We start from the raw sequence: 25,719 nt of genomic DNA on the forward strand, positions 1-25,719 counted from the left end.
TGCAAACCGGACTGCCGCCCGACATATCGCGCGGGTGAGTGATCTGTTTGATATGGGCGAAACGCCGGATACTGCGCCGCGTCCCTTGGCGGACAGGCTGAGGCCGCGCAAGTTGTCTGAGGTGATCGGACAGGCGCAGGTGATCGGGCCGGATGCGCCTTTGAGCGCAATGCTCGAATCGGGAAGCCTCGGGTCGGTGATCTTCTGGGGGCCGCCGGGTGTCGGCAAGACGACCATCGCGCGGCTGTTGGCCGATGAAACGAACCTTCATTTCATCCAGATCAGTGCGATCTTTTCCGGTGTACCCGAGTTGCGCAAGGTGTTCGAAGCGGCCAAGCACCGGCGCAAGAACGGGCAGGGCACGTTGCTGTTCGTCGATGAAATTCACCGGTTCAACAAGGCGCAACAGGACGGTTTCCTGCCGCACATGGAGGATGGCACGATCCTTCTCGTGGGGGCGACCACAGAGAACCCGTCATTCGAGTTGAACGCGGCGTTGCTGAGCCGGGCGCAGGTTCTCGTGCTGGAGCGATTGGGACTCGCCGACCTGGAACGCCTGGCGCAGCGGGCCGAGGTGGAACTCGGTCGGACGCTGCCGCTGGACGGCGCGGCGCGGGAAAACCTGTTGGAAATGGCTGATGGCGACGGGCGCGCATTGCTCAACCTGATCGAGCAGGTGATGGCGTGGAAGGTCGAGGGCAAGCTGGACAGCGCCGCGCTCGGCCAGCGGCTGATGAAGCGCGCGGCCCAGTATGACAAGTCGGGCGACGCGCATTTCAACCTGATCTCGGCGCTGCACAAATCGGTGCGCGGCTCCGATCCGGACGCCGCGCTTTACTGGTTTGCTCGGATGCTGGATGCCGGCGAAGACCCTCGGTATCTCGCCCGGCGGATCACCCGCATGGCGGTCGAGGATATCGGCTTGGCCGATCCGCAGGCGCAGGCGGTTTGCCTTCAGGGATGGGAGACCTTCGAGCGGCTGGGCAGCCCCGAGGGTGAACTGGCGATCGCGCAGGCGCTTGTTTACATCGCGCTCGCGCCGAAATCCAACGGCGTATACGCGGCTTACAAGGCAGCGCGGCGGGCAGCCAAAAAAACTGGTTCGCTGATGCCGCCGAAACACATACTCAACGCCCCAACCAAGCTGATGAAGGACGAAGGCTACGGCGCGGGTTATGCCTATGACCATGACGCCGAGGATGGGTTCTCGGGCCAGGATTATTTCCCTGAAGACATGGGCCGCACGGAATTCTACACGCCGGTGGAGCGTGGGTTCGAGCGCGATCTCAAGAAACGGCTGGAGTATTTCGCGCGGCTGCGGGCAAAGCGGCAAACTTGACTCTGCCGCCCGCGCGCGCGACAGACCGCGCATGATGACGTCCCTGTTTCTAGTGGCCCTTGGTGGCGCAATTGGCGCAAGCCTTCGGTTCGCAACCGGGGTCGGAGTTTTGCGCGCTTTCGCACAGGGCGATTTGCCTCTGGCGACCCTGACGGTGAATGTGGTCGGATCGTTCTTGATGGGTGTTTTCGTCGTAGCTGCGGCACAGCGCGGGTTCAACAACCTGTCGCCTTTCATAATGACCGGAGTGCTGGGCGGGTTCACCACGTTTTCGGCGTTTTCGCTGGAGACCATGACGTTGATCGAACGTGGCAATGTGGGATTGGCGATGGTGTATATCGGGCTGTCAGTGGGTCTGTCGGTCGGCGCATTGGCAATCGGCCTGATGGCCGCAAGGAGTGTATTTGCATGAGCCGAGTTCAGACCATCACCATCGGACCGGGGGACGCCGATCAGCGCATCGACCGCTGGCTCAAGCGGTTGTTTCCGCATCTTGCGCAAGGTCGGATCGAGAAGATGTGCCGCAAGGGTGAATTGCGCGTCGACGGAGGACGCGTCAAGGCCAATGCGCGGTTGGCGACAGGGCAGGAGGTGCGCATCCCGCCGCTGCCGGAGCCGGGAGAGGTCGCGTCCGCGCCCAAACCTGCGGTGTCGGACAAAGACGCCGAGATGATGAAATCGCTGGTGCTTTACCGGGATGAGCACATCATCGCGTTGAACAAACCGCCGGGTTTGCCGACCCAAGGCGGCAGCAAGCAGACGCGCCATGTCGACGGGCTGTCCGAGGCGCTGACATTCGGTTTTGACGAAAAGCCGCGACTGGTGCACCGGCTCGACAAGGATACATCCGGGGTGCTGTTGTTGGCGCGCACCCGCAAGATCGCCGGTGCTCTGACAGAGGCGTTTCGGGCACGCGAGACGCGCAAGATTTACTGGGGCGCCGTCGCCGGGGTGCCGTTTCCGCAGATGGGAACGATCAAGTTCGGGCTGGTCAAGGCGCCGGGTCATGGTGCTGGCGGTGAGAACGAGAAGATGCGCTGCCTGCATCCGGATAAGGTGGCCAAGACCGAAGGCGCGAAACACGCGACAACGGATTACGCGGTGCTGACATCGCTTGCCAAGCGCGCGGCCTGGGTCGCGATGGTGCCCGTCACCGGTCGCACGCACCAGTTGCGCGCACATATGGCCGAGTTGGGGCATCCGATCATCGGGGACGGCAAATACGGCGGGTCCGGCCAGGAGAACCTTGGCGATGGATGGGGCGCGATGCTGGGCGGAGCGATGAGCCGCAAGCTGCATTTACATGCACGCTCGATCTCGCTGACCCATCCGGTCACGGGCGCGCGACTCACCATCACGGCACCTTTGCCGGAACATATGCAGCGGACATGGGATTTTGTGCAATGGGATGTGCGCGACGTGCCGGCAGATCCCTTCGAGGACATGGAATGAGTGACTGGGCACCCAAGAGGTTCTGGAAGGAGACTGCGACCACCGCAACCGACAGCGGGTTCGGTATCTTGCTGGACGGTCGTCCCGTGCGCACGCCGGCGAAGGCGATGTTAGACGTTCCGAGCAAAGCGCTGGCAGACCGGATTGCGGCGGAGTTCGACGCGCAGGACGGCGCGATTAATCCGATGTCGATGCCCTTTACCCGCACTGCTAATTCGGCGATCGACAAGGTGATGGTGCAGCACGCGGACGTGGCCGATATGCTGGCCGAATATGGTGACAGCGATCTGTTGTGCTACCGCGCTGATGCGCCCGATGAACTGGTCGCGCGTCAGGCGGAGCATTGGGATCCGCTGCTTGACTGGGCGGCGCAAAACCTCAACGCGCCGCTGGAGCCTCGAATTGGGGTGATTCATCGTCCGCAGGATCCAAGATCGTTGGCAAACCTGCGGTCGCGTGTCCACGAGATGTCGGCCTTCGAGTTGGCGGCGTTTCACGATTTGGTGTCTTTGAGCGGGTCACTTGTTATCGGGTTTGCCGTAAAGCGTGGCGAGCGTCCGGTTCAAGACCTCTGGGCGATATCGCGCCTTGACGAGATTTGGCAGGAAGAACAGTGGGGCGCCGATGAAGAAGCGCGCGAAATGGCCGAAATCAAAAAAGCCGCGTTTTTTCACGCTGATGCGTTTATGCGCTTGATTAACGAGCAATCGACGCCTTGACGTATGGGAAGCCGGGCGAGTCTAAATAAAAAAAGGGCTATTCTGCTTGACCTCATCGTCTGAATGCTTCCAAAATCACGGTCATTGACAGCAGGGAACTTTGTGCTGTCTTAGAATGGGCATGAAATCGCTCATACCAAAACGCGCTCTAAGGCGCGGATAAACAGGAAGAGGTAAACATGAAAAAGATTGCAATTCTTGGCGCGATGGCTGTCGCTGGCGCTTCGGCTGGGGTCGCATCTGCGGCCACGCTGGACGATGTGAAGGCGCGCGGCAAGTTGAACTGTGGCGTCACCACGGGCTTGGTTGGTTTCGCTGCGCCGAACGCCAACGGCGAGTGGGAAGGCTTCGATGTGGATTACTGCCGCGCCGTCGCTGCCGCCGTGCTGGGCGATCCGACGGCGGTCGAGTTCGTTCCGCTTACCGGCAAGACGCGGTTTACCGCGCTGGCCTCGGGCGAGATTGATCTGCTGGCGCGCAACACAACCTGGACGTTCTCACGCGATGTCGACCTGAAGTTCGATTTTGTCGGTGTGAACTATTATGATGGTCAGGGCTTCATGGTCCCCAAGGAACTGGGCGTGTCTTCGGCCAAGGAACTGGACGGCGCGACCGTTTGCATCCAGACCGGCACGACGACCGAACTGAACCTTGCCGATTATTTCCGCAAGAACAACATCAGCTACGAGCCGGTGCCGATCGAAACCAATGGCGAAGCACAGCCGCTCTATCTTGAGGGTGCATGCGACGTTTATACGACGGACGCGTCGGGCCTTGCCGCCACACGCGCGGCGTTCGAAAATCCCGGTGATCACGTTGTTCTGCCCGAGATCATCTCGAAAGAGCCGCTTGGCCCGCTTGTGCGCCACGGCGACAACGACTGGGGCGACATCGCGCGCTGGACGCTCAACGCGCTGATCGCGGCGGAAGAGTACGGCGTGACGTCGGCGAATGTTGCGGAGCTTTCGGCAGCACCCGGCAATAGCCCGGAAATCAACCGTCTTCTTGGCACCGAAGGGTCGCTGGGCGAGATGCTTGGCCTTGATGCAGATTGGGCCAAGCGCGCAATCATGGTCAGCGGCAACTACGGTGAGGTGTTTGAGAAGAACATCGGTGAGAACACCCCGATCGGTCTGGCGCGTGGTCTCAACGCACAGTGGACCGACGGTGGCCTGATGTATTCGCCGCCCTTCCGTTAAGATCTGAAATCGAAAAAGGGCGCGGAGGACACCGCGCCCTTTTTTCCCGAAAGGAACTATAAACCGGGCACGACACCAGAGCGGGCAAACCGCCAGTCGGAATTTCCGGAAAAACAGGGATAAAAACATGTCCACGCTTTCAGACCCGCAATCGCGGTCTTTTACGTTGTCCATGCTGATCAACGACAAGCGATACCGGTCCTACACGTTCCAATTCGTCGCGCTTGTCTTGCTCATTCTGGCGATGGCCTATCTCGGTTCGAACCTTGTTGAAAACCTGAGAACAGCCGGATTGAACATCTCGTACGAGTTCCTGGGCGAACCGGCGGGATACGATATCAACCAAACATTAATTTCCTATACCAGCCAATCCTCACACTGGCGCGCGTCGATGGTCGGTGTTCTCAACACGCTTCTGGTCGCGTTCCTTGGCTGCATCATGGCGACGATCATCGGCGTCGCGGTCGGTGTTCTGCGCCTCAGCAACAACTGGCTCGTGCGGCAGTTGATGTCGGTCTATGTCGAAATCTTCCGCAACGTGCCCGTGCTGATCTGGATTCTCATCATCATGGCGATTTTCGTCGCCGTGTTGCCGCAACCCCGCGACTTCCGAGGCGACGATGCAGACGCGTCGATGGTTTGGGACATGTTCGCGTTTACCGGTCGCGGTTTCTACTCGCCCAAACCTATTTTCGGGGCCGGGTCCAGCGTTGTCATAGCGGTGTTCGTGGCGTCCCTCATAGGTATCTTCGCGTATCGGCGCTACACGACCAAGATGCTGTATGAACAGGGCAAACTGCTCCCGGTTCTGTGGCCGTCACTGGCACTGTTCTTTGTGCCTGTGACAATTGCATTCTTCATCATGGGTCAACCCATCGCTCTGGAATATCCCGCGCTGCGCGGGTTCAACTTTCAGGGCGGAATATTCATGCGCAACTCTCTGATCTCTTTGTGGTTTGCGCTGTCGATCTACACCGCCGCGTTCATTGCCGAGAACGTCCGTGCAGGTATTCTGGCCGTCAGCAAAGGGCAAACCGAAGCGGCGGCGTCATTGGGTTTGCGGCCCAGACGGATCATGAACCTCGTGGTTCTACCGCAAGCGCTCCGGGTCATCATTCCGCCGTTGATCTCGCAATATCTCAACCTCACCAAAAACAGCTCTCTCGCGATCGCGGTCGGCTATATGGACCTTACGGGAACGCTGGGAGGTATCACGCTCAATCAGACCGGTCGCGCGATTGAAAGCGTCTTGTTGCTGATGCTGTTCTACTTGCTCATCTCGCTGGGAATTTCGGCGATCATGAACGTGTACAACAACGCCGTGAAACTGAGGGAGCGCTGATATGGGCCGTCCAAAGGAGCGCACATCATGAGTGACACACATGCACAAACTGTCGCCTATGTCCGCGATACGATGTTGCCGGAACAGGCGCCACCGACCTCGGAAACCGGCGTCGTCAAGTGGATGCGAGAGAACCTGTTTTCGGGCTGGTTCAATACGGTCCTGACCCTTGTTTCACTTTTCTTCATCTACCAGATCGTCACCGGGGCGTGGCCCTGGTTTGCCAATGGCATCTGGAGCACCAGTTCGCTGGCCGAATGTCGCGACATGCTTCAGGGCGAGACGGGCGCGTGTTTTTCGGTGCTGACCGAGCGCTGGAACCAGTTGTTGTTCGGGTTCAAATATCCGCCCGATGGCTATTGGCGCCCGACATTGGCGTTTGTCCTCCTGGTCGTATCGCTCGCGCCGGTTCTTTATCCCAAAGCACCGCGCAAGCTTCTTGTCTTGACGCTTCTCTACCCGTTTGTGGCGTTCTGGCTGATCTGGGGTGGAACGATCCTGACGCCCATCATCGCCTTGATCGGATTCATCGCCGGTTACTTCGCGTTCAAGCGGTTCGAGTACCAAAGCTTCGCAATGGGGATGCTGGCAGGCGTTTTGGCAACTGTCGTGGTTTGGTGGATTGGCGGATTGCTCGCTTCGTCCATGCCGGGGTTTCTGGCGCTCGAGGCTGTGCCATCGCGCGATCTCGGCGGTTTCATGTTGAACCTGATCCTCGGAACAGTCTGCGTGTCGCTTTCGCTTCCGATCGGCATCTTGCTGGCGCTGGGTCGGCAATCGTCGATGCCGATCATCAAGTGGATCTGCATTCTCTTCATCGAGTTCATTCGTGGCGTGCCGCTCATTACGCTGCTGTTCGTGGCGAACGTGGTTCTGGCGTATTTTCTGCCTCCGGGCACCGCCTTTGATCTGATCCTGCGGGTCATCATCATGATCACCATGTTCGCATCTGCCTACATCGCCGAGGTGATCCGCGGTGGTCTTGCGGCCCTGCCGCGCGGTCAATACGAAGCGGCCGACAGCCTTGGCCTTGATTACGCGCAGGCGACCCGTTTGATCATCATGCCGCAAGCGTTGAAGATTTCGATTCCTGGAATCGTCAACGTGGCCGTGGGGCTGTTCAAGGACACCACTCTGGTGTCCGTGATCTCGATGTTCGATCTTGTCGGCATGATCCGCGGGCCGATCCTCGCCTCGACGGAATGGAACGGCGTCTATTGGGAACTGTGGGGCTTCGCCGTCCTGTTGTTCTTTGTCGTCTGCTTCAGCATCTCGAAATATTCGCAGTGGTTGGAGCGTCAGCTCGCCACCGATCACCGTTAAGGAGGCCTGATTATGGCTGAAACTGCACAACACGCCGTCTCGGACGAGGTGGCGATCCAAATCCAGAACATGAACAAGTGGTACGGGTCGTTTCACGTCTTGCGCGACATCGACCTGACGGTGTTTCGCGGCGAACGGATCGTCATCGCGGGGCCGTCCGGGTCGGGGAAATCGACGCTGATCCGGTGCATCAATGCGCTTGAGGAACACCAGCAAGGCTCGATCACCGTTGATGGCACTCTGCTGTCCTCGGACGTCAAGAACATCGACAAAATCCGTTCCGAAGTCGGCATGGTGTTCCAGCACTTCAACCTGTTCCCGCATCTGACCATTCTGGAGAACTGCACCCTCGCGCCAATTTGGGTCCGCAAGATCCCCAAGCGCGAGGCCGAAGAAACGGCGATGCACTTCCTGGAAAAGGTCAAGATTCCGGAACAGGCCGACAAATACCCCGGCCAGCTGTCGGGCGGCCAGCAGCAGCGCGTCGCAATCGCGCGGTCGCTGTGCATGAAGCCGCGCATCATGCTGTTTGACGAGCCGACCTCGGCGCTTGATCCCGAGATGATCAAGGAAGTTCTCGACACGATGGTCAGCCTTGCCGAGGACGGGATGACCATGCTTTGCGTCACGCATGAAATGGGATTTGCCCGTCAGGTCGCGCACCGCGTGATCTTTATGGATGCCGGCCAGATCGTCGAGCAGAACGAACCCGAGGCGTTCTTCAACAATCCGCAGAACGAGCGGACCAAGCTTTTCCTGAGCCAGATTCTCGGGCATTGACCCAAAGTGCCGGGTGTCACGCGCCCGGCACGCCCTCATCCATGATGTCGCGTGGCACCGCGAATCCTGCACAGGATCCGGTGCCAGAAACCAGTGCGGACCAGCACTCGATGTCAAACGTCATCAACGTGGTCGCGCATGTGGGGTATGCGGCAAAGCGCGGATGATCGGGCCGGCTCTTCACAAGACGATGCGCACACTCCGCAATGCCGTGATTGTGCCCGAGCACCAGCACGGTCTCCAGTTCGGCCGTTTTCAGAACCGCGATCATCTCTTCCGCCTCGGCCAGATACAGCGCGCGTTCAAAGCGGGCCGGGCAGTCGGGCAATGAGAGCAGATCGAGTGTCTGACGGGTTCGGGTTGCGGTCGAGCACAAGACCTCGTCCGGTCCCCAGCCTTGATCCTCCAGCCAGGCACCCATCACTCGGGCGCTCTTGATGCCGCGCGGATTGAGCGTCCTTGCGTGATCATCACCAGTGCCAGACCAGTCTGATTTGGCGTGACGCATGAGGATCAAACGTTTCACGGCAGGTCCACCCCGGATTGTGAGCGTCTTGCGTTAGCGAAAAGACACTTGGATGAAAATTTCGATCGCCGCGCGCATGTCACCGCGACGGGCGGATCAGCGATCCTGCGCCGTGTTCCGTAAACAGCTCAAGCAGGCATGCGTTCGACACCCGACCATCAAGGATAACGACCGCGCGCACCCCATCGGCGATTGCCTTGAGAGCGGTTTCGGTTTTGGGGATCATGCCACCGGCGATCGTGCCGTCAGCAATCATCGCGGTGACATCCGCCGGCGTCATGGCGGTTACAACTTTGCCGGAATTGTCCTTGACGCCGCTCACATCCGTAAGCAGCAACAGACGATCCGCCTTGAGCGCGCCTGCAATGGCACCCGCAGCGGTGTCTCCGTTGACATTGAATGTCTCGTTCGGTTGCGTCCCGGTCCCCACCGGGGCGACGACGGGAATGATCCCCGCGTCAAACAGATCGCGCAGCACCTGGGGATTCATCTCGACCGGATTGCCGACGAACCCCAATTCGGGATCATCGACCTCGCACACCATCAAATCATCGTCTTTGCCCGACAGGCCAACGGCCCGCCCGCCCTCATCCATAATCGCTTGCACGATGCGCTTGTTCACAAGCCCGGTCAGCACCATCTCGACGACCTGAACCGTTGCCTTGTCGGTCACACGTTTGCCCCGCACGAACTCGGACTGGATGCCAAGACGCGCCAGCATCTCGTTGATCATCGGGCCGCCGCCATGCACGACAACCGGGTTGATCCCGACCTGCCGCATCAACACGATATCGCGCGCGAATTCCGCCATCGCCACATCGTCGCCCATCGCGTTGCCGCCGAATTTGACCACCACAACCGCCCCTGCATACCGCTGCATATAGGGCAACGCTTCGGACAATGTGCGGGCGGTGGCGATCCAGTCTTGGTTCATATCTCGGGATTTCATCTGTGCTGCTTCCTCGCCAGAGCGCGGTCTGACCGTTGCCATGTGTGCGACACCAGGGTGAGCGAGGCAAGCCGTTTTGCAAAATTCCCGTCAGACGAGACCGGCGATGATGCTGCGCAAGGTGGCGATCCCGTCACCTTTTTCGCTGCTCGTCAGCACCAGTTCGGGATAGGCGGCCGGATGTTTGGAAAGCTTGTCGCGCACCTGCGCAAGCAGGCTGTCATATTGCGCTGGTTTGATCTTGTCCGCCTTGGTCAGGACGACCTGAAAGGTCACCGCACTTTTATCAAGCAGTGTCATGATGTCTTCATCAACCGCTTTTATGCCGTGCCGGCTGTCAACCAACACAAAGGCACGCCGCAGACTGGCCCGCCCTGACAGATATTGTTTGAGCAGCGCCTGCCATTTTTCAACCACGTCAACCGGCGCGTTGGCATATCCATAGCCGGGCAGGTCAACGAGGTAACGCTCGTCCCCGAGTGTGAAAAAGTTGATCTCTTGCGTCCGGCCCGGCGTATTGGACGCCCGCGCCAGTGCCTTGCGTCCGGTGATCGCGTTGATAAGCGACGATTTTCCAACGTTCGAGCGACCGGCAAAGCAAACTTCGATCCGATCATCAGCCGGCAGCCCGGACATCGCGACCACCCCTTTGAGGAAATCGACCTCTCCGGCGAATAGCTTGCGGCCCTGTTCGCGCATTGCATCGTCGGGCTCTTCGGCCAAGGGGAAGGGCAGGCGCATTTCAGACATGGGAGACCTCATCACCGATGGAAACCAGGCCACCTTCGATCACTTCGGCCCTGACCGAAAAGTCCCGGTGACCCAAACTTTCAAGCGCGCCAAGCACATCGGCGTCGCGCACCCCCGTTTCGGGATTGCTATGGGTCGATTTGCACCGCTCCGTGCGTTCGAGAACGCGCATTCGGGCATGGCCGAGTTGGACCTCGTGCCCTTCCCATGCAAATTCGTCCCATGCGTCAATGCCGTCGATCCAGATATTGCCGCGCCAGCGCTGTCTCGACAGCGGCTTGCCGATCACATGTTCCACAGCGCTATGAGAGCCATGATTACACAGCGTGACGCTGGGAAATTCGCTGTCGGTGAAAGCCGGGCCCTGCGCGCGAACGATCCGTGCCGGGGTCAACGCGTCGTCGGTAGAAAGGGTTTTGACCCACTCCAGAAAGCGTCCTTGATCCTTGTCTGGATCGAATGTCAGGTCAGGCTTGTTTGGATGGCACAACGTCACCTGGCCCGTTGCCACGTCATAAGACGCGGTGATGGCCATCAATGCCGGAATTTTGGCAACCCGGCAGAAATTTCCACAGCTTGCCCATTCCATGCCATCGACCGTCGACCGTTCGTGTGCGACGGCCCAAAGTCGGTCGAACGGCATGGCTTTGCCTGCCTCAAGCATCACCTCTTGCAGCGACTCCCGACCATGACTTTTGATCGGGTGCCGCCATATTTCGGTGATATGCGCGGTCATTTCTTACCGGTTTTCGCGCGCGGCTTGACGCTGGATTTGATGTTACCAAAGACATCCGGCTTATATCCTTGCGAGCGCATGATGAGGTACTGCTGGGTAAACGTGATCGTGTTGTTCGCGATCCAGTAGACCACCAGACCACTGGCAAACCCCCCCAGCATGAACATGAAGACCCACGGCATCCAGGCAAAGATCATCGCTTGCGTCGGATCGGTGGGGGCCGGGTTCAATTTCTGCTGCAGCCACATCGAAATGCCAAGAAGCAGCGGAAGAATACCGATGAAGATCAACGCCAAGATGGTTCCCGCCTCCGGCGCCGGCCAGGGGAACAGACCGAAAAAGTTGAAAATCGACGTCGGATCGGGCGATGACAGATCCTGAAACGGCCCCAGCCACGGCGCATGGCGCAATTCCAGAGTGACGAAAATAACCTTGTAGAGCGAAAAGAAGATCGGGATCTGCATCAGGATCGGCAAACAACCCGAGGCCGGGTTCACCTTTTCCTTTTTATACATCTCCATCATTTCCTGCTGCAGCTTTTGACGGTCGTCGCCAGCGCGCTCCTTGATTTTCTCCATCTCCGGCTGAAGCTCTTTCATCTTCGCCATGGAGACATAAGACTTGTACGCCAGCGGAAACAGCAAGGCCTTGATGATGAGTGTGAGGGCGATGATCGACCAGCCCATGTTTCCGATCAATTGGTTGAGGTGATGCAGCAACCAGAAAATCGGCTTGGTCAGGAAAAAGAACCATCCCCAGTCGATGCTGTCGATAAACCGGTCAACGCCGCTCTCCTGGTAGTCGCGGATGGTTTCCCATTCCTTGGCACCGGCAAACAACTGGGTTTGGACCTGTTGTGTCTGGCCCGGTGCGATGGTCAACGTCGATTGCACCACTTCGGTCTGATAGATATTGCTGGCCTGGTTGTACTTGGCAACCTGTCGGTATGGCGTGTTGGTTTGCGGGATGACGGTGGTCATCCAGTAGTGATCGGTAAACCCAATCCATCCGTTTTCGGAAACCTGCGTCACCTCGGCGCGTGCACCCTGTGACGGGACGACGGCGAAATCCGTCATGTCGTCGTAGTCGATTTCCGACAATGTGCCGTCCGCCATCGCGACGACACCTTCGTGAAGAATGAAAAAGTTTTTCAAGTCCTGTGGCTCACCATGCCGCGCGATCAGCCCGTAAGGTGCAGCAGAAAGCGTGTTTTCGGTCGTGTTTTCAATGGATTGCGTGATGTTGAACATGTACTCATCATCAACTTCAATCTGGCGCCGATACGTGATCCCCGACGGACTCTCCCAACGCAATGTGACGGGGCTGTCGGGCGACAGCGTTTCGCCGCTTTCCAGTGTCCACGGCGTCATCACACTCGGCACATCATCCACGCCGAGACCGCCGCCAGGAGCCCAGCCGAAAACGGCATAGTAGGGCGCTTCGGATCCAACAGGGTTGAGAAGATGAACGATGTCTGAATTTTTATCCGTGGTGAGCCGGTAATTTTTCAGTGACAGATCGTCGATCCGGCCCCCGGCGAGGGAAATGGAGCCGATCAGGCTTTCTGTCTCAATGGGAACGCGCGGTGCATCGGCAATTTCCGGCGGCGCGGATTGCGTTGTGGCGGCGGTGCCGTCTTGCGCAGCCTCAGGGGTGGCCGCGATCGTTGGTGATGCGGTGTCCGAAGCAGGCGGCAAAGCGTTTTCCGGATCGACGGCGGTTTCCGGCGGCGGGAACAATACAAACCACCCCAGAATGATCGCAAAGCTAAGCGCTGTTGCGATAAGTAGATTCTTGTTCTGATCGTCCATCGGAGACCGCCATCTGTGTTTTCGGATTATCGCAGCGTTCAACAGGCCTCGTGCATGAAGGTCAAGCAGATTCACCGCGCAGACTGTGCTGCAGGGCAATTGTCGCGTGTTGCCGGTTGCGTTGATGTCGGCGCAAAGACGAAACCTCAGGGTTTACTTGACCCGTCGGAGCGTTGTGCCCGCGTTCACGTCGGATGCGGTTTGTGTGTCCTGCAACCACTCATTGCAGGTCTTGAGCGACATAGGCTTCGCAAACAGAAATCCTTGCGCATATGTGCAACCCAGCTCGCGAAGTACTCCGTGTTCGCCCAACGTTTCCACACCTTCGGCAAGCGCATCAAGGCCCAAGCGCTCTGTCATCCCGAGAATGGCGCTCAACATGCGCTTGGTCTCTATCCGCTTGTCGACACCTGCTACCAGGCTTCGATCAATTTTCAAACGGTTCAGCGGTAGACGCTGCAATGTCGTGATTGAGGAATGGCCAGTCCCAAAGTCATCCAGATCAAGACGGCATCCAAAATCGGCGAGGGCTTTCAGATTGTGCCATGCGATATCGTCGTTCTGGTTGGTGAGCGTGGTCTCGGCGATGTCGAGGACGAGCCTGTTTGATGTCAGACCAAACTGATCAAGGCTTCGCGAGATCCGCTCGCACAGCTCTGGATTGCGCAATTCTTCCGTGGAAACGTTGATGCTGACGGTCGGCACGTCAAACCCGGCCCGGTCCCACGATTGCAGTGCGTTCAATCCTTGTGCCAGCATGATGTCACCCAGCCGGTCCATCTGGCCGATCTCTTTCAGAATTCCGAGAAACTCGCCTGGCTGGAGCACTCCGCGCGTCGTGTGTTCCCACCGTGCCAAAGCCTCCATACCCGTTACAGCGCCGGAACGCAGACTGATTTGAGGTTGGAAATGGGCTTGTAGCTCTCCATTTTCCAATGCAGCGGTCAATTCGTCGCGCAGCGCATGCCTCGATTGGAACTGGCGCGACAGTTTTTCGGACCAGATGCGTATTGTCGATGCGCCGTTCAACATCGCTTCGTCCAGAGCCGACGAACCGGAGTCCAGCCACGTTTCCGCGCTCACGCCGCGTCTGAAACTCAGCGAGGACGCGATACCAACCGCTGTCGAAACGTAGCGTGTCGTGCCCACCACCGACAACGGTTCCTCGACAGCCTCGCGCACGCGCTTGCCGATATCCAGAAGGTTGTCGAGTTTGAGGCGAAAGCCTGGCGCAATCAACAGAACAAGCCGATCATCCCCTGCCTGTAACACGAAATCTGACTCTCGAAGAACCGACTCCAGCCGACGTTTCAGGATCTGGCGCGCCTCGTCGGTGGCGCTGAATCCCAAGCTGTGGGAAATGTCGTCAAGCCCGGTGAGACCGAGATGAAAACAGGCGGTCGTCTGGCCGCTGCGTTGCGCCCTGTTCAAGAAATCCTGGGCAATTTCTTCGAGTTTAGGCAATTCTGCCGGGATCGCAGCGCCGTTGCCATACAGCTTCCCAAAGCCGCCGGTCAAAGCGTACACGAGCGGGGTCAGCAGGGCGCAGAATACCAAAAGCACTTCGCCTCCGCCCCAATAGGCGACGAGACAGAGCGCCGGCAGAAACGCCAGCATGTGCGCGCCGCGCAGCGAACGCTGGAGTGCCTGCTTAATTCCGGAAAAATTCAACGATACCCGTGCCATGACCCTGCCCTGAATAACTCTTCAGGAACATCGCATCGTCAGGGTGATCAAACGTTTAACGCAGTCTGGGAATATCTCTTGGATTTTCTTCAATCTCAACAGACTTGGTAAAAAGCGACTTGAAATCAAAGAGATCGCTGTCCAGAAGGTGAGAGGGGCGGGCGTTCGTCAGGGCGCGAAACATCACCTGCCGCCGACCCGGGCTGTTCTTTTCCCAACCATCGAGAATCGCCTTCACCTGCTGCCGTTGCAACCCGTCCTGACTGCCACAAAGGTCGCACGGAATAATCGGATACCTCATGGCCGTGGCGAATTTCTCGCAATCGGCCTCGGCGACATGCGCCAACGGGCGATAGACGAAGAGGTCGCCGTCTTCATTGACCAGTTTGGGCGGCATGGTCGCCAATCGGCCGCCATGGAACAGGTTCATGAAAAAGGTTTCCAGGATGTCGTCGCGATGATGGCCAAGAACGACCGCTGAGCAACCTTCCTCGCGCGCGATCCGGTAAAGGTTGCCGCGCCGCAAACGTGAGCACAGCGCACAAAACGTGCGCCCGGCTGGCACTTTATCAACAACGATCGAATACGTATTCTGGTATTCGATACGGTGGGGAACGCCCATCTTTTCAAGGAACTGCGGCAATACGGTTGCCGGAAAGCCGGGCTGACCCTGATCCAGATTGCAGGCGAGAAGCTCGACCGGCAACAACCCGCGCCACTTCAATTCATGCAACACCGCCAGCAGGGTATAGCTGTCTTTTCCACCCGATAAACACACCAACCATTTTGGCGTTTCGGCCGCGTCACGCTCGATCATCCCATAGTGCTCGATCGCCTCGCGCGCGTTTTGGACGATGCGCTTGCGCAGCTTCTTGAACTCGGTCGTCTTTGGCGCACCGTAGAACAGGGGGTGAATATCGTCAGCGTCATCCAGCATGAACGCGGATCTACGGCGGAATTTCGGGTGCGGCAAGCCCCTTCAGCGCGGTCGCGGCTTTGCCCGCAAGGTCGGATCTGCTTGCGTCGGATCTTCGGGCCAGGGATGTTTCGGATACGCCGCGCGCATGTCTTTTCGCACATCTGCATATGACCCGGCCCAGAAGCCGGGCAAATCCATCGTCGTCTGCACCGGGCGTCGTGCGGGCGACAAAAGCGTGACGCGAAGCGCTGTGTTGCCGACCTTTGGATGTGTGGTTTGGCCGAAAAGTTCCTGTAAGCGCAGCGTGATTTCGGGGTGCTCACCTGAATAATCAATCGCGATTTCGCGCCCCAGCGGTGTCGTGAAGCGGGCAGGGACCATCTGGTCAAGTCGTTGCATCGCAGACCAGTCAAGCATCGCGCGCAGTGGCGGCAAAAGGTCGAATTTCTTCCAGTCCGACTGGCTGCGCACACCGCCGAGATGCGGCAAAAGCCAGGTTTCGAGTGTCTGCATCAGCGCATCGTCGGACATATCCGGCAGATCCAGACCGGCATCGCGCGCAATTGCGATACGCGCCAGAAAGCGCCGCGCAGCGTCGGTTTTGGCAGGTTCAAGGCCAAGATCACGCACCCCGCCGAGCATCGCATGGGCAAGCGCGTCTGGTGGAGCATCCTTCCAAATCCGGTCATCGAGCGCAATCGCGCCCAGTTTTTCCTGCTGACGCGCAACCACACGCCGTTCCCGTCTGGACCACTCACACAGGCTGATCCAGTTGATTTGGTCTGCAAACAGGTCGCGCAATGCGCTTTCGGCGATCTGGACTGCCTGTCTGATGCGCGCCTCTCGCGGGTTGCCATCGAGATCGGTCGCCACGATCAATCGCGCACTGGCCAATGCATCCGCGTCGTCCATCAGCGCGCCTTTGCCACCCGATAGCTGGTAGCGCGGGGCATCGCCGGAACGCCGTAGCCCGATGCGATCCGGATAGGCGAGCGCGGCCATTTCCGCGGGTCCGAGGTCTTGTTTCTGCGGCTCTGGCGCAGCACGGCGCAGACGCTTGGCCTCTGTCGCGATGCGCTCCAGCGCAGCGCGGTTCAGCGTCTCTCGCCGCGTTTGGGCAAAGCGTTTCGGGTCGCGAAGCGCGTCAAGCCGCAGGTTGAGATCGACGCCCCCGCCCTGAACCGGATCTCTCTCGGCGATGAGGGCCGCGACAGGAGCGGCAGCCGCGCCCGCGACACTCACCATATGTGCGAGCCGGGGGTGCAGCGGTAAGCCTGCCAATACCCGCCCGTGCGGGGTAATGTGGTTCGCAGGATCAAGCGCGCCCAGCATGCGCAACAGTGCCTGAGCCTCTGCAAAGGCCCCCTCGGGAGGAGCCGTCAGAAGCGGCAGCGCGTCTGGCTGAGCGCCCCATAATGCCAATTCAAGCGCCAGACCGGAGAGGTCGGCCGCTTCTATTTCGGCTGGCGGGAATGCCTGCAGCGCGCCATCTTCGCCCTTGCTCCACAGTTTGTACGCCACGCCTCTGCCCACCCGTCCGGCGCGACCGGCACGTTGCGTGGCTTCGGCTTTCGTGACCTTTTCGGTCACCAACCGCGACATGCCCGAGCCGGGGTCAAACCGCGACCGCCGCGCGCGCCCGCCGTCGACGACGATGCGGATGTCCTCGATTGTCAGTGACGTTTCGGCTATGGATGTCGCAAGCACAACCTTTCGCCCCCGCGCCTCCGGAGCGATCGCATTTTGCTGTGCCTTGAACGGCATCGCACCGAACAATGGGCGAATGTGGCTGCCGGAGGGCAAACGCCCCTCCAATGCAGAATGAACGCGCCGGATTTCTCCCTCTCCGGGCAGAAACGCAAGGATGCCTCCACTGTTTTCATGCGCGGCTTTTGCGATCAGGTCCGCCATCGCCGCCTCGAAATGTGTGCCTTTGGGAAGCGGTTTGTCGAGCCAGCGCGGCTCGACCGGAAAGCTGCGCCCTTGCGAGGTCACGACGGGTGCATCCATCAAGTCGGCAACGGGTTCCGCATCCAGTGTTGCCGACATGACCAGCAGGATCAGATCGTCGCGCAGCGCGCCCGCCACCTCGAGGCAAAGAGCAAGGCCGAGATCGCCATTGAGGGAGCGCTCGTGGAACTCGTCGAAAATCACCGCGCCGATGCCCTTCAGTTCAGGGTCCGACTGGATCATCCGGGTCAGTATGCCTTCGGTCACCACTTCGATGCAGGTGGCGCCTGATGCCTTCGCCTCACCTCGCACCCGATAACCTATGGTCTGGCCGACGGGTTCGCCCAAGGTTCTAGCCATCCGTTCCGCCGCTGCGCGCGCAGCAAGGCGACGCGGTTCGAGCATCAGGATTTTGTGCGGTGTCAGCCCCGCTTCCCGCATGGCAAGGGGCACACGGGTTGTCTTGCCGGCTCCGGGCGGGGCTTGCAAAACGGCCCGACCCTGCGCGCGCAAATGAGCCACAAGGTCAGGCAGGACGTCATCAATGGGAAGGCGGATCATGGCGTGTTCTAATCCGGGTTGGTCCGGCCCGGCAAGGCGATCAGGTGTCTTCGGCCGGGAACGCCTTCAGGCACGCGGTCGCTCCGCGTTCCGCGGCGCGTGCGAGGCCGGGCAGATCCTTGGCAAGCTGGGCGTCGCGCAACATCAGAGTGGTGCGGTCGATCGCGACACGTCGCGTGACGGGATAGGTTTCGCGGTCCCAGCAGGGGACAAATCGGTCCTCGTCAATCCGGCAACTGGTGAAGACGCGGCGGGTGCGGAATTCGGTCACGTGATCGAACCCGCGCGAGAGTGTTTTGGCAATCTCGGCACGTTCCTTCAGCGCCGCGCGATACGGTGCTGCGGCATCGTTGATGCAGCGCTCCTGCGGAGTAGCGCAGGCGGCCAGAAGAAGCAGACAAAAGGGGATGATGCGCAGCATGGCCAGAGGGTAGCCCGGCGTAAGGGTTCGGGCAATGGCAGAGTGGGCGCTTTGATCCGCTGCGCGGGCACTGTCTGAATGCCGGAGATCGGAAAGTCTTTGTTCGGGGGATGAAAGATGTGTGAGCGAAATTATCTATAAGGCATCGCAAACCAGGGAGATGCTTTATGAGATGCCCGATTGATGGCTCCGAACTTGTGATCACTGACCGCTCGGGGGTTGAGATCGACTATTGTCCGCAATGTCGCGGTGTCTGGCTGGACCGCGGGGAACTGGACAAGATCATCGACCGCAGTGCCGCGCACATGCCGCCCCCACCGCCGCGCTCCACACATCCCGAGCCGGAGCGCGGATTTGACGAGAGCCGTTACCGCGACGATGAGCGCTACCGCAAAAAGAAAAAGCGGGGCGGGTTTCTTGAGGAACTGTTCGACTTTTAGACGCTCAAGCGATAGGACGACTGAATTCCTGCGAAAGATGGGGCGTCTGAAATGCGCATTGTCATGGCGATGATCGGTTTGCTCGCGCTTTCGGGCTGCGGTGTGCCGCTCGTACCGCTTATCTAACGCGGTTTCGTCGGGTGGGCAGATCAGCCTTCCCGACGACTGAACCGTCACCGCTTCTTGCGCCGCTTCACATTTCCACCATGTTGACCCGGACGCCCTGCGGTCGAGCGCCCGGATGACTTGACCGCCGCTTCCGACGCCTTGGCGACAGCCTGTTGGCGCGCCAGCGGATCGTCTGCAATCGCGAGATCGACCGCCTCCAGCCGTTTCACCTCGTCGCGCAGACGCGCGGCCTCTTCGAACTCGAGGTTCTCGGCAGCTTTGCGCATATCCGTGCGCAGCCCATCGAGAACCGCCTGCAAATTCGCTCCCGCCAATCGTTTGTCGACCTTGGCGGTGACGCGGCTCATGTCCACGTCGCCTTTGTAAAGACCTTGCAGGATGTCATCGACGTTCTTCTTGATCGTCGCAGGCGTGATGCCGTGTTCCTCGTTATAGGCGATCTGCTTGGCGCGACGGCGATCGGTTTCACCCAAAGCGCGCTCCATGGAGCCGGTGATGCGGTCGGCATACATGATCACGCGGCCCTCGGCGTTGCGTGCAGCGCGGCCGATGGTCTGGATCAGCGATGTTTCCGAGCGCAGGAAACCTTCCTTGTCAGCGTCCAGAATGGCCACCAGCCCGCATTCGGGAATGTCGAGACCCTCGCGGAGAAGGTTGATCCCGATCAGCACGTCAAACGCGCCGAGGCGCAGGTCGCGCAGGATCTCGATCCGTTCGATGGTGTCGATGTCAGAGTGCATGTAACGCACCTTGATCCCCTGTTCGTGCAGGTATTCGGTCAGATCCTCGGCCATGCGCTTGGTCAGGGTGGTGACAAGCGTGCGGAACCCGTCGGCGGTGACGCGGCGCACCTCGTCAAGCAGATCATCGACCTGCATTTCGACGGGTCGGATTTCGACCATGGGATCAATGAGGCCGGTGGGGCGGATCACCTGTTCGGTGAACACGCCTCCGGTCTGTTCGATCTCCCATTTGCCGGGCGTGGCTGAAACGAACACCGATTGCGGGCGCATGGCATCCCATTCCTCGAACTTGAGGGGGCGGTTGTCCATGCATGAGGGCAGGCGGAAGCCGTGTTCGGCGAGCGTGAACTTGCGTCGGTAGTCGCCTTTGTACATGCCGCCGATCTGCGGCACGCTGACGTGGGATTCATCGGCGAACACGATCGCGTTGTCGGGAATGAATTCGAACAGCGTGGGGGGCGGTTCGCCCGGCGCACGACCCGTCAGGTAACGGGAATAGTTCTCGATCCCGTTGCAGACGCCAGTGGCCTCCAGCATCTCCAGATCGAAATTGGTGCGCTGCTCGAGGCGCTGCGCCTCCAGCAGTTTGCCTTCTCCCACAAGCTGATCAAGCCGAACGCGCAGTTCCTTTTTAATCGCGATGATGGCTTGCTGCATCGTCGGTTTCGGCGTGACATAGTGCGAATTGGCGTAGAGGCGGATACGCTCGAACGTGTCGGTTTTTTCACCCGTCAGCGGGTCGAATTCGGTGATGCTCTCCAGTTCCTCGCCAAAGAAGGACAGCCGCCATGCGCGGTCCTCAAGGTGAGCGGGAAAGATCTCGAGGCTGTCGCCGCGCACGCGGAATGTTCCGCGCTGAAACGCCTGATCGTTGCGCTTGTATTGCTGCGCCACCAGATCGGCCATCACCTTGCGCTGGTTGTAGTCCTTGCCGACATGCAGATCCTGTGTCATCGCACCGTAGGTTTCGACCGAGCCAATACCGTAGATGCACGACACCGACGCCACGATGATCACATCGTCGCGTTCGAGCAGCGCGCGGGTGGCCGAGTGGCGCATCCGGTCGATCTGTTCGTTGATCTGGGATTCCTTTTCGATGTAGGTGTCCGATCGGGCAACATAGGCCTCTGGCTGGTAATAGTCGTAAAAGCTGACGAAATATTCCACCGCGTTGTCGGGGAAGAAGCTTTTGAATTCACCGTAAAGCTGCGCCGCCAGTGTCTTGTTCGGCGCCAGAATGATCGCAGGGCGCTGGGTTTCCTCGATCACCCTGGCCATTGTAAACGTCTTGCCGGTGCCGGTTGCGCCCAACAGAACCTGATCCCGTTCGCCCTCGTTCACACCGGTGGTCAATTCCTTGATGGCGGTGGGCTGATCACCGGCCGCGTCGAAATCCGTTTGCATGCGAAAGCGTATGCCGCCCTCGAGCTTTTCACGGGTACGCACGTCGGGCGCGGGCGAGTGGAGAAGTTGGATGTCGGCCATGGGTCACCAATTGATGTGGGCAAGCGCCGGGCTCGGGCAGGCAGACCGGCAAGACAGACAAAATGGTGTGCCCATGCGCAAATTGCAACTCGTGGGCAAACCCTGCGACAATTCAAAGCCCGGCAACGTCTTGCACTGGCCGCGCGGATTTCGCATATCTGGGTCGAAATTTGTTCAGGTGACCGTCATGCGCGCACGTCTTTATCAACCTTCCCGAACCGCCATGTCGTCGGGCACGGCGAAAACCAGACATTGGGTGCTGGAGTTTGCCCCTGACAGCGCCCGCGAGATTGATCCGCTGATGGGCTGGACCTCATCGAGCGACACGCAAAGCCAGGTGCGGCTCAGGTTCGATACGTTGGACGCGGCGAAAGCCTATGTCAAAGAGAACGGCATCGACGTCATTCACTTTGCGCCGAACAAGCGCAAGCCCAACATCCGTCCGCGCGGCTATGCCGAGAATTTCGCGAATGATCGGAAAGGGTCGTGGACCCACTGAGTGGCAGGCTACGTCTTCAAACGGATTGTCCACCTGAACGCCGACGCGGTTTCACTGATCGAACGACATGCCGAAATGATGCGTGCCGCAACGCCCGCCGAAAGTTGTCACGTGCTGGAAATTGACGAGATGATCGCGCCGGACATTCAAGTGTATGGCCTCGAAAGCCAGAGTGGAAATCTTTTGGCCATCGGCGCCCTCAAGACGTTGACCCCCGAGCATGGAGAAGTGAAGTCGATACACACAAGCTCCCACGCGCGACAACAAGGAGTGGGCGACGCACTCCTCGCCAATCTTTTGAAGCAGGCAAGGGTGGAGGGTTTTCGGCGTCTCAGCCTGGAGACAGGCTCTGATGCGCAGTTTTCAGCGGCGCGCAGATTGTTTGCGCGCCACGGATTTCAAAGCTGTCCGCCTTTCGGACCTTATGTCGAAGATCCGCAAAGCGTCTTTATGACAGTGGATATTTGAGCGGCCAAGCTCATTCAGCAGATTTGACGAAGGTTCCGCAGGCAATCCGGTCTCCGGCTGCACCCGATGGCTGACTGACATAGTCGTCACCCTCAGAATGCACGATAAATGCAGCGCCGTCGCCGTCAAAGATCATGCTTTCAAGGTCCACATGAGGATTGAAGAAAGCGGCATTCACCACACCATCGTCGCCAACCACCACATTCGGCAGATCACCCGGATGAGGCCCACCCTCGACACCGATCCCGTGCTGGGCGCCGCCGGCAATATGTCCACCGGCGGAAGAGAAGTCTTCGGCGGAGCAGTCACCTGTTTCGTGCAGGTGCACCCCATGATCGCCACTCGGCACACCATTCAGCGCAATGACGACAAGAGCCGTGCCAGACGGTTGGCTGGTGATCGAAACCGTACCAAGAGAGGCACCGTCGCGGTCCATCACATCAGCGGCAGCGATCTCCTGCGCGACAACCGGCATCGCCGGCAGAAGTGCGATTGCGGCAGCAAGAAAAGGGCGGGTCATGGCAGAACTCCTTCATATTGGGTTGCTGCTCAATCAACGCAGCGCCGACACACTCTGTTCCAATCACCCTTTGACGACGGCTTTCGCCTGTCGTAATCGAAACATCAGCGGTCCCTTAGCTCAACTGGATAGAGCAGCTGACTTCTAATCAGCAGGTTGAGGGTTCGAGTCCTTCAGGGATCGCCACTTCGGAAAACCAGTCATCGGTATCACAAGGTCGGCTGCAAGCTCACGTGGGGTTAATCTCGCCACTTTGCGCTGTGTCAAAGTGGGAGTGGGGAATCGTGGTAGATCGCGGGCATGAAGAACCTGTGCGCCGTTATTTCCCGATTGATGTTGGTGATCTGCCTGACCGTTTACGGCCCATCCACGATGGCTGGAACCGGCAGCGACGGCGTCTCATTTATGGAAATCTGCGCCGATGGCGTCTTGCAGACTATCGCGGTAGATGCCAGCGGTGCGCCTGTCGAGCCGTCAGCCTATTGCCAGGAATGCCTGAGTTGTTGCGAGGTTGCCGGTGTCGCGCTGGATGGCGCGCACGGGTCGGTTCTCGTGTCGGTGCTTCACGACATGCCACTTGGGGATGACACGCACCTGGCGCTTCACCTTCGAAACCCCGATCTCGGCCCCATGCCGCGCGGACCTCCGGTAGGTCATCTCTCCCAGCTGACCTTGCCGGACCCAGTCTTGACCATTTTTGCAATCACTGGTCATTGTCCGCACCGCGAGGGGCGCCCTGCTTCAAAGGACGTCACCGCATGACTGCCCTCCACAACATTCTGAAATACATGTCGATCGTGGCGGCGATGCTCCTGTTCGGGCTTCCGGCGGCGGCGCAGTCCGTTCTGTCAGAGCTTTTGCCGGACGTATCGGCGGGTGACCTGGTTGAAGGCGCCGACGCCTTCGGTGCGATCCACGACGACTTGCCGGCGGTGCAGGTGCTCCAGAACGGCGAGCGGATCGGATGGGCGTTCGTGACATCCGATTTCGTGTCGACCACCGGTTACTCGGGCAAACCCATCCACACGATGGTCGCGGTTGATGATGATGCCCAGGTGACGGGCGTCGAATTGGTCAAGCACTCGGAGCCGATCGTGCTGATCGGAATTCCCGATTCCAAGATCAAGGCGCTGGTGGCCAATTATCGCGGGCTTGATCTGGTGGCCGAGGCGGAATCGGGCGGCACATCGCATGACCTTGATATCATTTCGGGCGCGACCGTGACGATCATGGTGATTGACGATTCGATCATTCGCGCAGGGCTGAAGGTTGCGCGCCAGTTGGGCCTCGGCGGGCTTGCCGTGGAACAGGAAGGCACCGGCCCGCGCTACGAGATCGACCCGGATGCCGAAGCCGCGCAGGACTGGATGACGCTCGAAGGCGATGGCACGCTGCGCCGGTTGTCGCTTGATGTTGGACAGGTCAACGCCGCCTTTGCTGCGATGGATGATCCGCGTGCCACTAGACGCGCGCTGACCGAAGCGCCGGAAACCACATTCATTGAAATGCAGGCCGCATTGGTATCGCATCCGGCGATCGGCCAAGCGCTCTTGGGTGAAGCGGAAGCGGCGAACCTTCAAAGCTGGCTGGACGAGGGTGATCACGCGGTTGCCATCTTCGGTCGTGGCATTTACTCCTTCAAAGGCTCAGGCTATGTCCGCGGCGGGATCTTTGACCGGATCGTACTGATTCAAGACGATATTTCCGTGCGCTTCCGCGACCGGATGCACAAGCGCATCAACAGCATCGCCGCAGACGGAGCGCCCGAGTTCAACGAGGCGGATCTGTTCAAAATCCCGGCCGATAGCGGTTTCGATCCAAGCGAGCCGTTCAGAATTCAGCTTTTGGTGCAACGCGAAGTGGGCGCGATCGAGAAGATCTTCACGACCTTCGATCTGGGCTATGTCCTGCCGGAGAACTACCTGCAACTCGTCGCCGCTCCCGAGGGTTCGGATGTCTCGGCGGCCGTTCAAGAGGTGACAACGCAGTCCGAAAGCTCTGCCCATCAGGCGCTCTGGAAGCGGATCTGGAGGGACAAGGAGGTCGAAATCGCGGTTTTGGCCGTCATGCTGACCGTGTTGACGGGCGTATTCTTCTTCCAGAGCTTCGCGGTCCGCAACGAACGCTGGTTCTTCTGGTTCCGCATTTCCTTCCTGACCGTGACGCTGGTTTACCTTGGATGGTACGCCAATGCACAATTGTCGGTGGTCAATCTGATGGCGCTGTTCGGCTCTTTGGTGTCCGGCTTCAGCTGGCAGGCATTCCTGCTCGACCCGATGACGTTCATCCTGTGGTTCGCGGTTGCCGCTGCGCTGCTGTTCTGGGGGCGGGGCGCCTATTGTGGCTGGCTGTGCCCGTTCGGCGCGTTGCAAGAATTGCTGAACCGGATTGCCAAGGCGCTGCACATTCCCCAGTGGACACTTCCGTGGGGGCTGCATGAACGGTTGTGGCCGCTGAAGTACATGATCTTCCTGGGGCTTTTCGGCGTGTCTTTGGCGAGCATCGAACAGGCCGAGCGTCTGGCCGAGGTCGAGCCGTTCAAGACCGCGATCATCCTGAACTTCGTGCGGGCCTGGCCGTTCGTGGCCTATGCCGCCGCGCTGCTCATCGCCGGGCTGTTCGTGGAGCGGTTCTTCTGCCGCTACCTTTGCCCTCTCGGAGCGGCGCTGGCGATCCCGGCGCGGTTGCGGATGTTTGACTGGCTGAAGCGCTATCACGAGTGCGGCAATCCGTGCCAGACCTGCTCCAACCAATGCCCGGTTCAGGCGATCCATCCAACCGGTGAGATCAACCCGAACGAATGTATCGACTGTCTGCACTGTCAGGTGCTCTACCAGTCCGAAACCACCTGCCCGGTGGTGATCAAGAAGTTGCGGCGGCGCGCCAAGGTTGGCGCAGCTCCCGACCTGTCCCGGAATATCGCGGGGCATCCGAACCAACCGAAAACCCAAACAGCAACTTGAAAGGAAAAA

24 protein-coding genes and 1 tRNA gene are annotated in these 25,719 nt (G+C 59.4%); 14 read left to right on the plus strand and 11 right to left on the minus strand.

Going from position 1 to position 25,719, the window contains the following annotated elements:
- Positions 1-34 precede the first annotated feature (34 nt).
- From ACGKZZ_RS04725 to ACGKZZ_RS04760, 8 genes are all read left to right on the plus strand, one after another.
- The gene (locus tag ACGKZZ_RS04725; protein WP_411222321.1) at positions 35-1,339 is read left to right on the plus strand and encodes a replication-associated recombination protein A; all 1,305 of its coding nucleotides are present in this window, start codon (positions 35-37) and stop codon (positions 1,337-1,339) included.
- Between the two features lie 31 nt (positions 1,340-1,370).
- On the plus strand, positions 1,371-1,751 hold the full coding sequence (gene crcB, locus ACGKZZ_RS04730) for a fluoride efflux transporter CrcB (protein WP_411222323.1): 381 nt from the start codon (positions 1,371-1,373) through the stop codon (positions 1,749-1,751).
- A complete protein-coding gene (locus ACGKZZ_RS04735; RefSeq protein WP_411222324.1) occupies positions 1,748-2,791 on the plus strand; it encodes an RluA family pseudouridine synthase in 1,044 nt (347 codons plus the stop codon). Before crcB ends, ACGKZZ_RS04735 begins: the two co-directional genes overlap by 4 nt.
- Positions 2,788-3,510 carry an ATP12 family chaperone protein gene (locus ACGKZZ_RS04740; protein WP_411222326.1) on the plus strand — a complete coding sequence of 241 codons (723 nt, stop codon included), beginning with the start codon at positions 2,788-2,790 and terminating at the stop codon, positions 3,508-3,510. Before ACGKZZ_RS04735 ends, ACGKZZ_RS04740 begins: the two co-directional genes overlap by 4 nt.
- 179 nt (positions 3,511-3,689) lie before the next feature.
- Positions 3,690-4,709, plus strand: coding sequence for an amino acid ABC transporter substrate-binding protein (locus tag ACGKZZ_RS04745; RefSeq protein WP_411222327.1), 1,020 nt, complete (start codon positions 3,690-3,692; stop codon positions 4,707-4,709).
- 127 nt (positions 4,710-4,836) lie between these two features.
- Positions 4,837-6,051 (plus strand): amino acid ABC transporter permease, encoded by a 1,215-nt coding sequence (locus ACGKZZ_RS04750; protein ID WP_411222328.1) that lies wholly within the window; start codon positions 4,837-4,839, stop codon positions 6,049-6,051.
- Positions 6,052-6,078: 27 nt separating this feature from the next.
- Positions 6,079-7,374: an amino acid ABC transporter permease gene (locus ACGKZZ_RS04755; RefSeq protein ID WP_411222329.1), complete on the plus strand. Its 1,296-nt coding sequence runs from the start codon at positions 6,079-6,081 to the stop codon at positions 7,372-7,374.
- Positions 7,375-7,386: 12 nt separating this feature from the next.
- Positions 7,387-8,154 carry an amino acid ABC transporter ATP-binding protein gene (locus ACGKZZ_RS04760; protein ID WP_411222330.1) on the plus strand — a complete coding sequence of 256 codons (768 nt, stop codon included), beginning with the start codon at positions 7,387-7,389 and terminating at the stop codon, positions 8,152-8,154.
- 16 nt (positions 8,155-8,170) lie between these two features.
- Here the strand turns inward: ACGKZZ_RS04760 and ACGKZZ_RS04765 are convergent, their stop codons facing one another.
- From ACGKZZ_RS04765 to ACGKZZ_RS04805, 9 genes are all read right to left on the minus strand, one after another.
- Complete coding sequence (locus tag ACGKZZ_RS04765) at positions 8,171-8,680, minus strand: SixA phosphatase family protein (protein ID WP_411222331.1); 510 nt, start codon at positions 8,678-8,680, stop codon at positions 8,171-8,173.
- 79 nt (positions 8,681-8,759) lie between these two features.
- Positions 8,760-9,629 carry an acetylglutamate kinase gene (gene argB, locus ACGKZZ_RS04770; protein WP_411222721.1) on the minus strand — a complete coding sequence of 290 codons (870 nt, stop codon included), beginning with the start codon at positions 9,627-9,629 and terminating at the stop codon, positions 8,760-8,762.
- A gap of 90 nt (positions 9,630-9,719) precedes the next feature.
- Positions 9,720-10,370, minus strand: a complete 651-nt coding sequence (gene yihA / locus ACGKZZ_RS04775; RefSeq protein ID WP_411222722.1) for a ribosome biogenesis GTP-binding protein YihA/YsxC — start codon at positions 10,368-10,370, stop codon at positions 9,720-9,722.
- 1 nt (position 10,371) lies between these two features.
- The gene (locus ACGKZZ_RS04780; protein WP_411222332.1) at positions 10,372-11,115 is read right to left on the minus strand and encodes an MOSC domain-containing protein; all 744 of its coding nucleotides are present in this window, start codon (positions 11,113-11,115) and stop codon (positions 10,372-10,374) included.
- A complete protein-coding gene (gene yidC, locus ACGKZZ_RS04785; RefSeq protein WP_411222333.1) occupies positions 11,112-12,926 on the minus strand; it encodes a membrane protein insertase YidC in 1,815 nt (604 codons plus the stop codon). Before yidC ends, ACGKZZ_RS04780 begins: the two co-directional genes overlap by 4 nt.
- A 153-nt stretch (positions 12,927-13,079) precedes the next feature.
- Positions 13,080-14,612 carry a putative bifunctional diguanylate cyclase/phosphodiesterase gene (locus ACGKZZ_RS04790; RefSeq protein WP_411222334.1) on the minus strand — a complete coding sequence of 511 codons (1,533 nt, stop codon included), beginning with the start codon at positions 14,610-14,612 and terminating at the stop codon, positions 13,080-13,082.
- A gap of 55 nt (positions 14,613-14,667) precedes the next feature.
- A complete protein-coding gene (gene ttcA, locus ACGKZZ_RS04795; protein ID WP_411222335.1) occupies positions 14,668-15,549 on the minus strand; it encodes a tRNA 2-thiocytidine(32) synthetase TtcA in 882 nt (293 codons plus the stop codon).
- A 42-nt stretch (positions 15,550-15,591) separates the two neighbouring features.
- Positions 15,592-18,042 (minus strand): ATP-dependent helicase HrpB, encoded by a 2,451-nt coding sequence (hrpB, locus tag ACGKZZ_RS04800; protein WP_411222336.1) that lies wholly within the window; start codon positions 18,040-18,042, stop codon positions 15,592-15,594.
- A 40-nt stretch (positions 18,043-18,082) separates the two neighbouring features.
- Complete coding sequence (locus ACGKZZ_RS04805; RefSeq protein WP_411222337.1) at positions 18,083-18,463, minus strand: excinuclease ABC subunit B; 381 nt, start codon at positions 18,461-18,463, stop codon at positions 18,083-18,085.
- A 167-nt stretch (positions 18,464-18,630) separates the two neighbouring features.
- Between ACGKZZ_RS04805 and ACGKZZ_RS04810 the strand changes: the two genes are divergently transcribed.
- A complete protein-coding gene (locus ACGKZZ_RS04810; RefSeq protein ID WP_411222338.1) occupies positions 18,631-18,903 on the plus strand; it encodes a zf-TFIIB domain-containing protein in 273 nt (90 codons plus the stop codon).
- Between the two features lie 173 nt (positions 18,904-19,076).
- Here the strand turns inward: ACGKZZ_RS04810 and uvrB are convergent, their stop codons facing one another.
- Positions 19,077-21,260 (minus strand): excinuclease ABC subunit UvrB, encoded by a 2,184-nt coding sequence (gene uvrB, locus ACGKZZ_RS04815; protein ID WP_411222339.1) that lies wholly within the window; start codon positions 21,258-21,260, stop codon positions 19,077-19,079.
- A 187-nt stretch (positions 21,261-21,447) separates the two neighbouring features.
- On the opposite strand from uvrB, the gene ACGKZZ_RS04820 reads away from it, so the two are divergent.
- Both ACGKZZ_RS04820 and ACGKZZ_RS04825 read left to right on the plus strand, forming a co-directional pair.
- Positions 21,448-21,759, plus strand: a complete 312-nt coding sequence (locus ACGKZZ_RS04820; protein ID WP_411222724.1) for an ETC complex I subunit — start codon at positions 21,448-21,450, stop codon at positions 21,757-21,759.
- On the plus strand, positions 21,760-22,227 hold the full coding sequence (locus ACGKZZ_RS04825) for a GNAT family N-acetyltransferase (protein ID WP_411222340.1): 468 nt from the start codon (positions 21,760-21,762) through the stop codon (positions 22,225-22,227).
- Positions 22,228-22,237: 10 nt separating this feature from the next.
- On the opposite strand, the gene ACGKZZ_RS04830 is transcribed toward ACGKZZ_RS04825, so the two are convergent.
- The gene (locus tag ACGKZZ_RS04830; RefSeq protein ID WP_411222341.1) at positions 22,238-22,747 is read right to left on the minus strand and encodes a superoxide dismutase family protein; all 510 of its coding nucleotides are present in this window, start codon (positions 22,745-22,747) and stop codon (positions 22,238-22,240) included.
- Between the two features lie 109 nt (positions 22,748-22,856).
- On the opposite strand from ACGKZZ_RS04830, the gene ACGKZZ_RS04835 reads away from it, so the two are divergent.
- The 3 genes from ACGKZZ_RS04835 (at position 22,857) to ACGKZZ_RS04845 (ending at position 25,710) form a co-directional block, all read left to right on the plus strand.
- A tRNA-Arg gene (locus tag ACGKZZ_RS04835) sits at positions 22,857-22,933 on the plus strand.
- A gap of 114 nt (positions 22,934-23,047) precedes the next feature.
- Positions 23,048-23,509, plus strand: coding sequence for a hypothetical protein (locus ACGKZZ_RS04840; RefSeq protein ID WP_411222342.1), 462 nt, complete (start codon positions 23,048-23,050; stop codon positions 23,507-23,509).
- Positions 23,506-25,710 (plus strand): 4Fe-4S binding protein, encoded by a 2,205-nt coding sequence (locus tag ACGKZZ_RS04845; RefSeq protein ID WP_411222343.1) that lies wholly within the window; start codon positions 23,506-23,508, stop codon positions 25,708-25,710. The genes ACGKZZ_RS04840 and ACGKZZ_RS04845 overlap by 4 nt, the downstream gene beginning before the upstream one ends.
- Positions 25,711-25,719 lie beyond the last annotated feature (9 nt).

Origin of the sequence: Marivita sp. S2033, from assembly GCF_046592965.1 — a bacterium.
Classification (GTDB): Bacteria; Pseudomonadota; Alphaproteobacteria; order Rhodobacterales; family Rhodobacteraceae; genus Marivita.

Excerpts from the sequence above, each read along its gene's own strand:
- ACGKZZ_RS04745 (WP_411222327.1), top strand. The coding sequence starts at position 3,690 with ATGAAAAAGATTGCAATTCTTGGCGCGATGGCTGTCGCTGGCGCTTCG.
- argB (WP_411222721.1), bottom strand. The coding sequence starts at position 9,629 with ATGAAATCCCGAGATATGAACCAAGACTGGATCGCCACCGCCCGCACA.
- ACGKZZ_RS04845 (WP_411222343.1), top strand. The coding sequence starts at position 23,506 with ATGACTGCCCTCCACAACATTCTGAAATACATGTCGATCGTGGCGGCG.
- hrpB (WP_411222336.1), bottom strand. The coding sequence starts at position 18,042 with ATGATCCGCCTTCCCATTGATGACGTCCTGCCTGACCTTGTGGCTCAT.
- ACGKZZ_RS04740 (WP_411222326.1), top strand. The coding sequence starts at position 2,788 with ATGAGTGACTGGGCACCCAAGAGGTTCTGGAAGGAGACTGCGACCACC.
- ACGKZZ_RS04830 (WP_411222341.1), bottom strand. The coding sequence starts at position 22,747 with ATGACCCGCCCTTTTCTTGCTGCCGCAATCGCACTTCTGCCGGCGATG.
- ACGKZZ_RS04820 (WP_411222724.1), top strand. The coding sequence starts at position 21,448 with ATGCGCGCACGTCTTTATCAACCTTCCCGAACCGCCATGTCGTCGGGC.
- ACGKZZ_RS04750 (WP_411222328.1), top strand. The coding sequence starts at position 4,837 with ATGTCCACGCTTTCAGACCCGCAATCGCGGTCTTTTACGTTGTCCATG.
- ACGKZZ_RS04760 (WP_411222330.1), top strand. The coding sequence starts at position 7,387 with ATGGCTGAAACTGCACAACACGCCGTCTCGGACGAGGTGGCGATCCAA.
- yidC (WP_411222333.1), bottom strand. The coding sequence starts at position 12,926 with ATGGACGATCAGAACAAGAATCTACTTATCGCAACAGCGCTTAGCTTT.
- ACGKZZ_RS04755 (WP_411222329.1), top strand. The coding sequence starts at position 6,079 with ATGAGTGACACACATGCACAAACTGTCGCCTATGTCCGCGATACGATG.
- uvrB (WP_411222339.1), bottom strand. The coding sequence starts at position 21,260 with ATGGCCGACATCCAACTTCTCCACTCGCCCGCGCCCGACGTGCGTACC.
- crcB (WP_411222323.1), top strand. The coding sequence starts at position 1,371 with ATGATGACGTCCCTGTTTCTAGTGGCCCTTGGTGGCGCAATTGGCGCA.
- ACGKZZ_RS04735 (WP_411222324.1), top strand. The coding sequence starts at position 1,748 with ATGAGCCGAGTTCAGACCATCACCATCGGACCGGGGGACGCCGATCAG.
- yihA (WP_411222722.1), bottom strand. The coding sequence starts at position 10,370 with ATGCGCCTGCCCTTCCCCTTGGCCGAAGAGCCCGACGATGCAATGCGC.
- ttcA (WP_411222335.1), bottom strand. The coding sequence starts at position 15,549 with ATGCTGGATGACGCTGACGATATTCACCCCCTGTTCTACGGTGCGCCA.
- ACGKZZ_RS04840 (WP_411222342.1), top strand. The coding sequence starts at position 23,048 with ATGAAGAACCTGTGCGCCGTTATTTCCCGATTGATGTTGGTGATCTGC.
- ACGKZZ_RS04780 (WP_411222332.1), bottom strand. The coding sequence starts at position 11,115 with ATGACCGCGCATATCACCGAAATATGGCGGCACCCGATCAAAAGTCAT.
- ACGKZZ_RS04790 (WP_411222334.1), bottom strand. The coding sequence starts at position 14,612 with ATGGCACGGGTATCGTTGAATTTTTCCGGAATTAAGCAGGCACTCCAG.
- ACGKZZ_RS04810 (WP_411222338.1), top strand. The coding sequence starts at position 18,631 with ATGAGATGCCCGATTGATGGCTCCGAACTTGTGATCACTGACCGCTCG.
- ACGKZZ_RS04805 (WP_411222337.1), bottom strand. The coding sequence starts at position 18,463 with ATGCTGCGCATCATCCCCTTTTGTCTGCTTCTTCTGGCCGCCTGCGCT.